This is a genomic window from Halorubrum depositum (genome assembly GCF_007671725.1).
Classification (GTDB): domain Archaea; phylum Halobacteriota; class Halobacteria; order Halobacteriales; family Haloferacaceae; genus Halorubrum; species Halorubrum depositum.
Genome location: NZ_VCNM01000001.1, coordinates 179,536 through 191,791, shown reverse-complemented (window position 1 = coordinate 191,791; position 12,256 = coordinate 179,536). Strand labels below are relative to the sequence as shown.

General features: G+C 69.4%; 12 protein-coding genes and 1 tRNA gene. 10 read left to right on the top strand and 3 right to left on the bottom strand.

Annotated features, from left to right (window positions below):
* Positions 1-86: 86 nt before the first annotated feature.
* The 3 genes from FGM06_RS01050 to FGM06_RS01040 all read left to right on the top strand — a co-directional run bounded on the left by FGM06_RS01050 (position 87) and on the right by FGM06_RS01040 (position 3,671).
* Positions 87-1,067 (top strand): calcium/sodium antiporter, encoded by a 981-nt coding sequence (locus FGM06_RS01050; protein WP_144796602.1) that lies wholly within the window; start codon positions 87-89, stop codon positions 1,065-1,067.
* A gap of 60 nt (positions 1,068-1,127) precedes the next feature.
* A complete protein-coding gene (locus FGM06_RS01045) occupies positions 1,128-2,855 on the top strand; it encodes a sensor histidine kinase (protein ID WP_144796600.1) in 1,728 nt (575 codons plus the stop codon).
* Positions 2,856-2,936: 81 nt separating this feature from the next.
* Positions 2,937-3,671 carry an MBL fold metallo-hydrolase gene (locus FGM06_RS01040; RefSeq protein WP_144796598.1) on the top strand — a complete coding sequence of 245 codons (735 nt, stop codon included), beginning with the start codon at positions 2,937-2,939 and terminating at the stop codon, positions 3,669-3,671.
* Positions 3,672-3,707: 36 nt separating this feature from the next.
* On the opposite strand, the gene FGM06_RS01035 is transcribed toward FGM06_RS01040, so the two are convergent.
* Positions 3,708-3,780 (bottom strand) — tRNA-His (locus tag FGM06_RS01035).
* A 197-nt stretch (positions 3,781-3,977) separates the two neighbouring features.
* Here FGM06_RS01035 and FGM06_RS01030 point away from each other — a divergent pair.
* The 6 genes from FGM06_RS01030 to FGM06_RS01005 all read left to right on the top strand — a co-directional run bounded on the left by FGM06_RS01030 (position 3,978) and on the right by FGM06_RS01005 (position 9,222).
* The gene (locus FGM06_RS01030; RefSeq protein WP_094522079.1) at positions 3,978-4,433 is read left to right on the top strand and encodes a DUF5814 domain-containing protein; all 456 of its coding nucleotides are present in this window, start codon (positions 3,978-3,980) and stop codon (positions 4,431-4,433) included.
* A gap of 514 nt (positions 4,434-4,947) precedes the next feature.
* A complete protein-coding gene (locus tag FGM06_RS01025; RefSeq protein WP_394348605.1) occupies positions 4,948-5,841 on the top strand; it encodes a COX15/CtaA family protein in 894 nt (297 codons plus the stop codon).
* 121 nt (positions 5,842-5,962) lie between these two features.
* Positions 5,963-6,766, top strand: coding sequence for a basic amino acid ABC transporter substrate-binding protein (locus tag FGM06_RS01020; protein WP_144796596.1), 804 nt, complete (start codon positions 5,963-5,965; stop codon positions 6,764-6,766).
* A 1-nt stretch (position 6,767) separates the two neighbouring features.
* Complete coding sequence (locus FGM06_RS01015; protein WP_144796594.1) at positions 6,768-7,553, top strand: amino acid ABC transporter permease; 786 nt, start codon at positions 6,768-6,770, stop codon at positions 7,551-7,553.
* Entirely contained in the window at positions 7,550-8,296 is a 747-nt protein-coding gene (locus FGM06_RS01010; protein WP_144796591.1) for an amino acid ABC transporter ATP-binding protein, read from the top strand. The genes FGM06_RS01015 and FGM06_RS01010 overlap by 4 nt, the downstream gene beginning before the upstream one ends.
* The gene (locus FGM06_RS01005; protein ID WP_144796589.1) at positions 8,296-9,222 is read left to right on the top strand and encodes an amino acid ABC transporter permease; all 927 of its coding nucleotides are present in this window, start codon (positions 8,296-8,298) and stop codon (positions 9,220-9,222) included. Before FGM06_RS01010 ends, FGM06_RS01005 begins: the two co-directional genes overlap by 1 nt.
* A 180-nt stretch (positions 9,223-9,402) precedes the next feature.
* Here FGM06_RS01005 and FGM06_RS01000 read toward each other — a convergent pair whose 3' ends face one another.
* Entirely contained in the window at positions 9,403-9,663 is a 261-nt protein-coding gene (locus tag FGM06_RS01000) for a hypothetical protein (protein ID WP_144796587.1), read from the bottom strand.
* 99 nt (positions 9,664-9,762) lie between these two features.
* A complete protein-coding gene (locus FGM06_RS00995; RefSeq protein WP_144796585.1) occupies positions 9,763-10,839 on the bottom strand; it encodes an alcohol dehydrogenase catalytic domain-containing protein in 1,077 nt (358 codons plus the stop codon).
* A gap of 299 nt (positions 10,840-11,138) precedes the next feature.
* Between FGM06_RS00995 and FGM06_RS00990 the strand changes: the two genes are divergently transcribed.
* On the top strand, positions 11,139-12,242 hold the full coding sequence (locus FGM06_RS00990; protein WP_144798490.1) for a sensor histidine kinase: 1,104 nt from the start codon (positions 11,139-11,141) through the stop codon (positions 12,240-12,242).
* The last annotated feature ends 14 nt before the right edge of the window (positions 12,243-12,256 follow it).

Here is a 12,256-nt window from a genome sequence, read left to right as displayed (position 1 = left end):
AGTACAGGGTGGGAAACGGGGCCGGTCCGAGAGCGCGCGGCTCCGTGGACGGATTTTATTACCGCCTCGCGAGACGTGTCGCTCATATGGCCCTGGGATCGGCGATCGGTCAGTTGGCGATCGGCGGAGTCACCGTCGTCGGCCTCTGGATCGGCGCCCGCGCGCTCGTCGACTCGGCGGTGCGGATCGCGCGGCGCTTCGGCGTGAGCGAGCTCACGACCGGGCTGACGATCGTCGCGATGGGCACGTCGACGCCGGAGCTGGTCGTGACGGTCGACGCCGCGCTGGCGGGGCTCGGCGAGATCGGCGTCGGCAACGTCGTCGGCTCGAACGCCTACAACCTCGCCTTTATCCTCGGCGCGGTGTCGCTGCTGCGGGTGATCCCGGTCGAGCGGTCGCTCGTCCACCGCGACGGGGTCGCGCTGGTGTGCTCGACGCTGGCCGGGGTCGCCGTCCTGTTCGACCGGACCGTCACCGCGGTCGAGGGCGCCCTCCTCGTCGGGGCGTTCGCCGCGTACACGCTGTACCTGATCCGGGACGAGAGCACGGCGCACTCGATCGAGACCGAGTACACGGACTCCCGGCTCACCGGCGCGGTCCCGACGCGGCTCTCGCACCGCGCCCGAGACGCGCTGCTGCTCCTCGGCGGGCTGGCCCTCGTGCTCGTCAGCGGGCACTTCATGGTCGAGGCCGCGTCGTCGCTGGCGCGGGGCGTCGGCGTCTCGGACTGGGCCATCGGCGGGACGATCGTCGCGGCGGGCACGTCGACGCCGGAGCTCGCCGTCTCGCTCGTCGCCATGCGACAGGGCCACGTGGGGATGTCGGTGGGCAACGTCGTCGGCAGCAACGTGTTCAACGTGCTCGGCATCCTGGGGATCGCGGCGCTGATCCGCCCGCTCGCGGTCGGGGGTGCGGCGATCGAGACGCTGCTCTGGCTGACGGTCCTCACGGTGCTGATGGTCGCGGCGCTGTGGTCCGGGCGGCGGCTCTCCCGGTCCGAGGGCGTCCTCTTCGTCTGCTCCGAACTGGCGCGGTGGACGCTCGGACTCCTGCGGATCTTCGGATAGGTAAGCGGCGACATCCGAACCGTTATCGGACGCCGCGCCGAGGTACGCCACGTTCGACACATGGACCCGGTCTTGCTCGCTCACGTCTCCGTCTTCTCGGCCTCGGCGCTCGCGTGCGTCGCGGCGGTTCCCCGTGCGCTGCAGATTCGCCACCCCGAGACGCGCGAGGGGTTCGTCGCTCTGCTGCTCGCCGTGACGCTCTGGGCGGGCGGCTACGTCGGGTACCTCGTCGCCCCCGGCGAGGCGGCGAAGGTCGGGTTCTACATCGTCGGGTTCGTGTTCGCGCTGTTCGCGGTCGCCGCGTGGCTCTACTTCTGTGCCGCCTACACCGGCCGGTCGCCGCGACACGCCCCCTACCGGCGGGCGGCGGCCGCCGTGTTCGCCGCGACGGCCCTCCTGAAGTTCACGAACCCGGTCCACGGGCTCTACTTCTCGACGGCGTGGACGACCGAACCGTTTCCGCACCTGGCCATCCGGCACGAGCTCCTCTACTGGGCGGTGCTCGGGCTCTCGTACGCCGTCATCGCCGTCGGCTTCTTCATGCTACTCGAACAGTTCTTCTACACGGGCACCGACAGCCGGCCGCTGATCGCGCTCGTCGCGGCCACCGCAATCCCGACGGTCGGCACCGTCTTCGGGGCCTCGTCCCCGCGGCTCCTCCCGCTGATGTACGAGCCGCCGGGCGTGGCGCTGTTCGCGCTCGGCACGCTGTTCGTCTACTTCCGACGGTTCCAGACGATCCAGTTCGCCGCCGAGAGCGACGCCGCCGCGGTCTTCCTGGATCAGACCGGTCGCGTCCGCGACTTCAACCGCGCCGCTCGGCTCCTGTTCCCGGAGCTTCGCGACGCGGTCGGCGAGCCGTTCGACGCGGTCCTGCCGCATCTGGCGGTCGACCGAGGCGAGGACGACGTGATCCGCGTCGGCTCCGGCGAGAGGCAGCGCTTCTACCAGGTCTCCCGGAACGCGTTCACGTCCGGCGGGGCGACGAGCGGCGAGCTGCTCACGGTGGACGACGTGACCGGTCGCGAGACGTATCGGCTCCGCCTCGAGGAGCGAACCGAACAGCTCGAGGCGCTGAACCGCGTGGTGCGCCACGACATCCGCAACGACATGGCGGTGGTCCACGGGTGGGCCGAGACGCTTCGGGACCACGTCGACGACGACGGGCGCGACGCGCTCGAACGCGTGCTGCGGAAGTCGGAGCACGTCATCGAGCTCACGGAGCTCGCCCGCGACTTCGTCGACTCGCTCGCGGACGACGTCGCTCCCGAGACGAAGCCGATCGATCCCGCAGAGCTGCTCGAAGGCGAGCTCCGGGCGGCGCGCGACTCGTACCCCGAGGCGACGTTCCGGGTCGTCGGCGAGCTCCCGTCCGTCACCGTCCGCGCCAACGGGATGCTGGCCTCGGTGTTCCGGAACCTCCTGAACAACGCCGTCCAGCACAACGACACCGAGACGCCGACGGTGACCGTCGAGAGCGAGGTCACGCCGGACCGCGTTCGGTTCCGAATCGCCGACGACGGCCCCGGCGTCCCGGCCGAGCTTCGCCCGGAGCTCTTCGGTAAAGGCAGGAAGGGCATCGACAGCACCGGGTCGGGAATCGGGCTCTACCTCGTGTCCGTCCTGACCGAGCAGTTCGGCGGCGACGTCTGGGTCGAGGACAACGAGCCGCGCGGCGCCGCCTTCGTCGTCGAGCTTCCGAGAGCCGACGGCGAGGGCGAGGGCGAGGGCGACGGCCGACCGGCGGAATCCGCGGAGTCGGTGCGTCCGCCGCCGTCACCCGAGTGAGCACACCGACCGGGGCGCCGATCGGTCGACGGCGCCGGCCCCGGCGCAAGCCACAACCGCGCGCCCGCCGAAGGGACGTCCATGGCAACGAACCCCGACGTCAGCGTCACCCTCGCTCGCAACGCCACGGTCCTCGCGACCGTCGGCGGGACGACCTTTCTCGTCGATCCGCTGTTCGCGTCGCAAGGCGCGCTCCCCCCGATCGACGACACACCCAACGACCGGAACAACCCGCTCGTGCCGATGCCCGACGTCGATCTCTCGCACGACGCGGTGATCGTCACCCACCGCCACCCCGACCACTTCGACGACGCGGCGAAAGAGGCGCTCGACCCGGGCGTCCCCCTGTTCTGCCAGCCGGAGGAGGCCGACGCGTTCGTCGAGGAGGGGTTCACCGACGTGCGCCCCGTCGAGGACGCGGCGTCGTTCGCTGGCGTCGACCTCTACCGGACGCCCGGTCGACACGGTCACGGGGAGCTGGCCGAGAAGATGGGCCCGGTCTCCGGGTTCGTCCTCGCGGGCGACGAGACGCTGTACGTCGCCGGCGACACGGTGTGGTACGAGCCGGTCGCGGAGACCCTCGCGCGGTTCGACCCCGACGCGGTCGTCCTCAACGGCGGCGCGGCGCGGTTCAACCACGGGGAGCCGATCACGATGGGTGTCGAGGACGTCGCCGCCGTCCGCGAGGCGACCGACGCCGCGGTCGCCGTGGTCCACATGGAGTCGATCAACCACTGCCTGCTCTCGCGCGAGGAGCTCCGCTCGGAGACAGATGGCGTGCTGGTGCCGGAGGACGGGGCGGAGATCGAGTTCTAGCCGCGCGGCTGCTCAGATAGCGGCGTTTCGAAGAAGGTCCGGGTGCGAGAATTGAACCCGCGTCTCAGCCTCCACAAGGCTGAAGGATAGTCCACTACCCTAACCCGGACACGCGTCGATATCTATCCCGCTTTGATAAATAACCGTTACGACTCCCGGACGGGCGTGTGACCCGGTGCCGTTCGGCGATCGACCGCACTCGCCCCGGGGCGGTGGTCGGGCGCGCTCGGTCTCGGACGGACGTCCCGCGGACGGCGACAGCGACCACGCCGCTTTTACTGCCAGCCGGCGTATCTCGCGGTACCCGTGGCGTTCACCGACAAGATCTACGTGAAGAACCACCGGCAGCTCGCCTCCCAGCTGGAGACGAACGTCCCGAAAGGCGCGTTCGCCGGCGCGACCCTCGACATGCTGTTCACCGGTGACGGCCTCTCGAAGCTCGACTCCACGACCCGCGACCGGATCCTCGACTTCGCCGAGGACTTCCTCGACTGCGACTGTCAGGCGAACCCTTACTGCGGCTGTCCCGAGGAGAAGTTCATGCGGTACGTGTTGGAGCTCCGCGCCGAGGGGCTCGGCCCGCAGGCGATCGTGGACGTGATGACGGACGACTACATGGTGTACGCCTACACCGGCGACGTGCTCTCGTTCCTCGACGACGCGGTGCGGAACCTGGAGGCCGTCGAGACCCTCGCGGACGTCGAGGGCAACGAGGAGATGTCCGAGCGGGCGCGGCGAGCGAAGCGCGAATTATCGGGATAGGACGTTTATCGGGACCGCGGTTCTGTCGGTGTCGTCGGTTGCTTATAAGCTGTCGCTGGCGACGGCTCGACGGACGGCCGCCGAGTCCAGCCACTTCCTTATAACCACTCGTTGACAGCGTGGTGACCGCCTCCAAAGCCCCAGTCGCGACGACTCGGGGGCCTCGGTGCGCTCCTCGCTCGTTCGCTCCGCTCACTCGCTGCGGTGCTTACTTCGGCCGCCTTCGTCGTCGCGACTGCCCCTTTGAGTCCCACCCCACACCGCTCCGCACAGCACCTCACACCACCCCAGCCTCGCGGTTCGCGCTCTTCGAGCGCTCACCGCGTCCCTCGCACGGTCGTTCGCGGGCCTTCGGCCCGCTCACGGCGTGCGCCACCGCACGGCACCGCGCCGTTCGTTTATAAGAAGTCGGCGCAGTCGGGCGGTCGTGACACCCGTCCTCTTCGTTCGGTCTCGTTCCCGCTCGTGTGGAGCGTCCGAACGGTCTAAGTGCGCTCGCGCCCGAACTCGGCTAATGAGTCTTCGGCCCGCGTGGCTGACCTTCAGGCGATACGCGGCGGCGACGACGGGGATGACGCTGACGCTGTTCGCGCTCGGCGTCTACACCGCGGCGACCGGCTCCGGGCTGGCCTGCGAGGCCCAGTGGCCGCTTTGCTCCGACCAGCTGATCCCCGCGCTGACGATCAACCCGGACTTCATCGAGTGGTTCCACCGCGCGTGGGCGATGGTGACCGGGTTCCTCATCATCGGGACCGCGGGCTGGACGTGGCTCGGGAGCTTCGACCGCCGGACGCGGCTCGCGGCCACCCTCGCGGTCGCGATCCTCCCGCTGCAGATCACCGTCGGCGCGATCACCGTCACGGTCGGCGGGCTCGTCCCCGGCGGCTACACCGTCTCGACGCACGCGGCCCACCTGATCGTCGCGCTGACGATCTTCACGCTGCTCGGGCTGGCGACCATCTGGGGCGGCGGCCGGGGGTCGGCGCGGCTCCTCCGGATCGCGGCGACCGTCGGCCTCGCCGGAATCGTCGCCAGCGCGGTCTTCTCGCGGGCGGTCCCGTTCGTCACCTACTCGCCGGGCGCGCAGGCCGGCTTCTACGTCACCGGGCTCGCGGGCCACCTCGGGCTCGTCGCGACGGTCGCGTTCGCCACCGAGGCGGTCCGGTCGGGCTACGCGGACGTGAGCGCCTCCGCGGCCGGGAGGGTCCGCCTGCTCGCCGCCGGCGCGATGGCCGCGCTCGTCGTGACGCTGCTGTTAGGTCGCGATCTCGTGTTGTACACCGCGGGCTGGGCACGCATTAACCTCGTCGCGCTCGGCGTCGCGGCCGCGCTCGCCGCGGGCGCGGCGTGGGTCGCCCGCGACGCCGACGGCGCCGGACCCGCCACCGAGCCGATCGGCGGCGACTGACACGACCGACGGCGGGCCCCTCTTCGATTCGCCGGATCGATCGGGTGAGATTCGGACGACGACCGGCGAGACGCCCGTCCGCGGAGGAAAGGTTGAAATCAGTCCCCGTTCTCCCACCCGTATGCCATATCGCACGGAAACCGACGTGAGTCGTCGGACGTACCTGAAGCTGACCGGCGGCGCCAGCGCCGTCGGGCTGTCCGGCGTCGCCGGGTGCCTCGGCGACGGCGGGAGCGGCACCACGATCACGCCCGGTACCGCGCCGGGGTTCCCGCCGTTCGAGATGCAGCAGGACGGCGAGCTCGTCGGGTTCGACATCGACCTGCTCGAGGCGGTCGTCGAAGAGACCGAGTACGAGATCGGCGAGTGGGCCACCTTCGAGTTCAGCTCGCTCATCCCGGCGCTCACGCAGAACGAGGAGATCGACGTCATCGCGGCGGCGATGACGATCAACGACGAACGCCGGGAGACGATCGCCTTCTCCGACCCCTACTGGGAGTCGGACCAGGCGATCCTCGTGCGCGAGGGCGGCGACTTCCAGCCGTCGGGCTGGGAGGACTTCGAGGGCGTCAGCGTGGGCGCGCAGTCGGGGACGACCGGCGCCGACCAGGTGCAGTCGAACCTCGTCGAGCCGGGGATCATCGGCGAGGACGACGCCAGCACGTACGGGAGCTACGTCCTCGCGGTCGAGGACCTCGAAAACGGCAACATCGACGCCGTCGTCGTCGACAACCCGGTCGCCGAGACGTTCGCGGCCAACCGCGACGTGACGATCGCGTTCGTCGAGGAGACCGGCGAGCGGTTCGGCTTCGGCCTCCGCCAGGGCGAGTCCGAGTTCCAGTCGGCGCTGAACGACGGTCTCGCGACGGTCCGCGAGGACGGCACGTACGAGGAGATAACCAGCACCTGGTTCGGGCAGGAGTAGGATGTCGGTCGCGGGGACGCTCGCGCTCGCGTCGGTCGAGAGCCTCGGCGTCGCGCCCGCCCAGCCGGTCGTCAGGGCCGGTCCCGCCTTCGTCGGCGAGGCCGCCGACTGGGAGTTCGTCCTCAGGAACGCGGACTACCTCGGCGTCGGCGCCCTGCTGACGATCGGGCTCACCGTCGCGTCGATCCTCCTCGGCTTCCTCGTCGGCTTCCCGGCGGGCGCGGTCGAGGTGTACGGCGACGGCTACCTCAAACGGGTCGTCAGCGTCGTGGGGATCGTCCTCCGGGGAACGCCGATCGTCGTGATCCTCATCGTGATGTACTTCGTCGTCGGGGTTCCGCAGATCAACCTCGGAGTCGCCTCGATCTCCTCGGCGGTCACCGCCGGGATACTCGGGCTCGGCCTCCGCAGCGCCGCCTACCAGTCGCAGATCTTCCGGGCGGCGCTGTCGAGCGTCGACGCCGGCCAGCTGGAGGCCGGTCGCTCGATCGGGCTCTCGCGGTTCGAGGCGGTCCGGTACGTCGTCGTCCCGCAGGCCCTGCGTCGGTCGATCCCGGGGTTCCAAAACGAGTTCACCATCGTGTTGAAAGACACCAGCATCGTCTTCGCGATCGGGCTCGCGGAGCTCCTGACTCGGGGGTACGACCTGTTCTCTGAGCAGACGACCGCGGTGCTCGAAGTCATCCTCTTCATCAGTGCAATCTACTTCGTCCTCACGTTCACGACGAACCGCGCGCTCGATTACCTCGGCGGCCGCTACGCCATCCCGGAGGGTGAGTCGGCGTGAGTGACGGCGACTTCCTCCGGGTGACCGACGTCTCGAAGTGGTACGGCGACGAGCAAGTGCTCCACGACGTCTCCTTCGAGATGGACCGGGGCGACGTCACCGTCCTCATCGGCCCGTCCGGCTCGGGCAAGTCGACGATGCTGCGCTGCGTCAACCGGCTCGCGGAGGCGCAGGAGGGGTCGATCCGGCTCGACGGACAGGAGGTGCTCTCGCCCGACCTCGACATCGACGAGCTCCGCCGAGAGGTCGGGATGGTGTTCCAGGGGTTCAACCTGTTCGCGCACCTGACCGCGCGCGGCAACGTCGCGCTCGGCCCGCGTCGGGTGCTCGGCCTCCCGGAGGCCGACGCCCTCGAGCGGGCGGAAGAGCAGCTCGAGCGCGTCGGGCTTGCCGACCAGCTCGACTCCTACCCCGCGGAGCTGTCCGGGGGGCAACAGCAGCGCGTCGGCATCGCCCGCGCGCTGGCGATGGAGCCGAAGCTCATGCTGTTCGACGAGCCGACGAGCGCGCTGGACCCGGAGCTCATCGGCGAGGTGTTGGAGGTGATGCACGGGCTCGTCGACGAGGGGATGACGATGCTCGTCGTCACCCACGAGATGAGCTTCGCCCGGGCCGTCGCCGACGAGATCGTGTTCCTCGACGAGGGCCACGTGATCGAGCGCGGGCCGCCCGAACAGCTGTTCGAACGACCCGAGAAGGAGCGGACCGGCCGCTTCCTCGAACGCATCGCGAGTCACGACTGATGGCGAGCGCGACGAGACCCGCGACGGTCCGGGAACGCGTCGCGGAGTCCGACCGCTCGGTCGGCCGGCTCCTCCTCCTCGCCGCCGGCGCGCTGTTCTGGGGCTGGCTCGTCGTCAGCTGGGTCAACCGGTGGCTCGGCGGCGTCCTCGTCCCGGTCGGCGACCCGCTCGTGCCGGCGGGGACCGTGGAGGCGGCGGTCGCCGCCCTCCCCGGGCTCGCGGCGTACGCGGCGGACGCCGCGTTCGTGGTCGAGCTCACCCCGGAGCTCGCGCGGGGGACGTGGCTCACGGTCGTGATCACCGGCGTGAGCCTCGTCTTGGGCTTCTTCATCGCCGTCCCGCTGGCGGTGGCCCGCGTGTACGGTCGGTTCTCCTCGTGGCTCTCGCTCGGGTACACGGAGCTCTTGCGCGGCACGCCGCTGTTGGCCCAGCTGTTCGTGCTCTACTACGGGCTCAACCTCGCGAGCTACGTCCCCGGGGCGCTCTCAGGCGTCTTCCCGCGGAACGTGGTGTGGGTGGCGATCCTCGGGTTCACGCTCAACGGCGCCGCCTACCAGGCGGAGTACATCCGCGGCGCCTTAGAGAGCGTCGAGGAGGGCCAGATCACCGCCGGCCGCGCGATCGGGCTCTCGAAGCTGGAGACGATCTACTACGTGGTGCTGCCGCAGGGGCTCCGCTACGCGATCCCGTCGTGGACCAACGAGTTCGTCTACCTGATCAAGTACTCGTCGCTGGCGGCGTTCATCACCGTCCCGGAGCTGTACTACCGAGCCGACCGGATCGCCTCCGAGACGTTCCGGTACACGCTCATCTTTATCGTGACCGGCGTGACGTACCTCGCCCTCGTGCTCACCGCGTCGAAGCTGATGGCTCGCGTCGAGGAAGGCGTCGCGATCCCCGGGCTCGGCGCCGAGCGGGAGGAGTGAAGAGCAATTCGTCGATTGTCATTCCCAATTGAGACGTGTCATGGGGTCAGGCCCTCATCGCGGCTGGGAAGCGCCTCAATTGGAGGGAAGGGTACAGCCGGGGGTTCTCGGCGTGATAATCTCGGGTTCGAAGCGATTCTGTCGGACACTCATCCAATTTTCGGAAAGGAAGTATTCGACTTACCTGCCCTGTGATGCGATGACGAGTAGGAGTGATACAAGTAGAATCATCAACCCAAGTGGACCCACGAGATCAGCTATTGTATCTCCAAGAGATAGTGTGAGTTTGTTACATGCATCGGTGAAAACACCTGAATCATCACAACGTGTTGCAAATGGTGAGAGGAGCCTGAGGCCGATCATCCCCACTACCGCTGCAGTTACGAGAGTGATTATTGCACCGTAAATTGCTCCCGGAGATATGTCACCTCGATTGTCCATAATTAACACTAAATTGATATGATAATGAATCTTCGGAAATAGCAGTAGCCTCAAAGAAGTTTTATTTTCTCCCAGTTCCCGGACAGAGTACGTAACCGGTCACCCCTCGAACTCGGTGACGACCTCGACGCCGTGCACGTCGTACTCGCCCAGCGCGGCGAGTCGGTCAGAGACCGCCGAGAGGGCAATCTCGTCGCTCACGAGCGCGCCGGGGTCGACGTCGGTCGCCTCGATCAGCGCGAACAGGTCCTCGTAGCTCGTCGGCGGCATGCCCCGAGAGCCGACGAACGACACCTCCCAGCGGGTCATCCAGTCGGTCGGCAGCGACACCTCGCCGCGCTCGGCCTCGGTGGTCAGGCCCACCTGCACGTGGGTCCCGCGAGGTCGCACGGACCGGACCGAGTTGCGGCAGGTCTCGGCGATCCCGAGCGCGTCCATCGAGACGTCGGCGCCGCCGTCGGTGAAGTCTCTGACTCGGTCCGGGACGGACTCGCCGTCCGGGACGTTACTCGGGTTCACGACATCGTCGGCGCCGAGGTCGCTCGCGAGGTCGAGCGCGTCGTCGTCGACGTCGACGGCGACGACCCGGGCGCCGAGGGCGTCGCCGAGCTGGACCGCGGAGAGGCCGACGCCCCCGCAGCCGTGGACCGCGAGGGCGTCGCCGCCTCCGAGGCCGGCCCGTTCCGCGAGCGCGTGGTAAGCGGTCATGTACCGACAGCCGAGCGCGGCCGCGGCGGGCGCGTCGAGCCACGGCGGGCGCTCGACGAGGTTGTAGTCGGCGGCGGGGACGGCGACCCGCTCCGCGAACGCCCCCGGCGCGGCGGCCTCGAAGCCGAGCGCGCGCCCGTCGGCGCAGACGTTGCCGGCGCCTCGGCGACAGTACGGGCAGGTGCCGTCGCCGAGCGAGAAGGGGACGACGACCCGGTCGCCGGGCGCGAAGCGCTCGACCGACCGTCCGACTGCGACCACCTCGCCCGCGGGCTCGTGGCCGAGCACCTGTCCGCGCGGGACGCGGTCGTCGGCCCACTCTCCGTGGCCCATCCAGGCGTGCCAGTCGCTCCGACAGACGCCGCAGGCCGCCACGCGGACCACGGCCTGGTCCGGTCCGGGGTCCGGGGCGGGGACGTCGCGGACCGCCAGCGGTTCGCCGTACTCGCGAAGGATCGCCGCACGCATGGCCGAGCCGAGGAGACGGAGCGAGGTAAAACCCCCCCGACCTCGGATCGCCTCGGAGTTCGCGCGCCGTCTCGGGTGGGCCCGGATCACCCCGGTACACGCCGTCAGACACGTATTCGGTTCGTGATACGAATATATCGGTACCGATCGCAAAAGTCGGTCTCTCGACTCGAACTACTCTTTTCGCTCTCTTGAGCCTTGATTTCACGTCGAATCTAGTTGATACTGAACGTCAGACAACTGATAGATAGATAAGGTTTAATATACTACAGGATAGCGATCGGTACGTGTTACCGCAGATGGAGCGTCGACCGGGCGTCGCCTACCGACGGCCGGACGGCGATCCGGATCGGTTCGTCGTCGAAGCCGCCGGCGAGCCGCGGCTGGACGTCGACGCTCTCCCCCGGAACGACTGGATGGAGGCCACGGTCGAGGAGGACCGCGAGCGCCTCCGATCGGCGCTCGACGACGACGATGTCGACGTCACCTACCGCCTCGCGGTCGACGACGGTCCCACGTGGGTCCGGGAGCGCGGGCGTCGCGACGAGAGCGGCGACGTGGTCGGTTACCTCCTCCCCGCAGGCGAGGAGGACGAGCGCCGCCGCAGACTGGAGCGGCAGCGCGAGCGCTTGGAGGAGTTCGCCGGCGTCGTCTCCCACGACCTCCGGAATCCGCTCTCGGTCGCCGTCGGCAACGTCGAACTGGCGAGGGAGTTCGACGGCGAGGCGGCCGACGAGCGGCTCGACCGCGCTCGCGACGCCCTGGACTGGATGGACGACCTCACCGCCGACCTCCTGGCGCTCGCCCGCGAGGGGCGCATCGTCGAGGGGACCGAGACGGTCGATCTCCGGTCGGTCGTCGACGCCGCGTGGCGCACGGTCGGAGCCGGCCCCGAGACCGCGCTCGTCGTCGAGGGGGCGCTCCCGACGGTCGAGTGCGATCGAAGTCGACTCCGGCAGGCCCTGGAGAACCTCTTCCGCAACGCGATCGAACACGGGGCGTCAGACGGCTGCTCTCCCGGCGAGGTGTCGGGCGGGGACGACACGGACGCCGGTGACGCGTCGAGTCGACGCGGCGGGCCGGCGGACGCGTCACTCCGGGTCTTCGTCGGCGCGCTGCCGAACGGGTTCTACGTCGCGGACGACGGCCCGGGGATCGACCCCGCGGAGCGGGAGTCGGTGTTCGAGCCCGGGCGGACGACCGCGGCGGACGGCACCGGCTTCGGGCTCGCGATAGTCGAGCGGATCGCCGAGGCACACGGCTGGTCGGTGTCCGCGACCGAGGGCCGGGCGGGCGGCGCGCGCTTCGAGTTCGCGGGCGTCGAGAGCGTCGACGAGGTCGACTCGACGGGGCCGGGTCGCGGGAGCCTCGCCACCGAGTCCGGCGGCTCGCCGACGACGTAGCACCGCGGGCGACG

Bases quoted from the DNA above. Each gene is read 5' to 3' on its own strand.
- FGM06_RS00990 (WP_144798490.1), top strand. From the start codon at position 11,139: ATGGAGCGTCGACCGGGCGTCGCCTACCGACGGCCGGACGGCGATCCG.
- FGM06_RS01050 (WP_144796602.1), top strand. From the start codon at position 87: ATGGCCCTGGGATCGGCGATCGGTCAGTTGGCGATCGGCGGAGTCACC.
- FGM06_RS01005 (WP_144796589.1), top strand. From the start codon at position 8,296: ATGGCGAGCGCGACGAGACCCGCGACGGTCCGGGAACGCGTCGCGGAG.
- FGM06_RS01040 (WP_144796598.1), top strand. From the start codon at position 2,937: ATGGCAACGAACCCCGACGTCAGCGTCACCCTCGCTCGCAACGCCACG.
- FGM06_RS01020 (WP_144796596.1), top strand. From the start codon at position 5,963: ATGCCATATCGCACGGAAACCGACGTGAGTCGTCGGACGTACCTGAAG.
- FGM06_RS00995 (WP_144796585.1), bottom strand. From the start codon at position 10,839: ATGCGTGCGGCGATCCTTCGCGAGTACGGCGAACCGCTGGCGGTCCGC.
- FGM06_RS01025 (WP_394348605.1), top strand. From the start codon at position 4,948: ATGAGTCTTCGGCCCGCGTGGCTGACCTTCAGGCGATACGCGGCGGCG.
- FGM06_RS01015 (WP_144796594.1), top strand. From the start codon at position 6,768: ATGTCGGTCGCGGGGACGCTCGCGCTCGCGTCGGTCGAGAGCCTCGGC.
- FGM06_RS01045 (WP_144796600.1), top strand. From the start codon at position 1,128: ATGGACCCGGTCTTGCTCGCTCACGTCTCCGTCTTCTCGGCCTCGGCG.
- FGM06_RS01000 (WP_144796587.1), bottom strand. From the start codon at position 9,663: ATGGACAATCGAGGTGACATATCTCCGGGAGCAATTTACGGTGCAATA.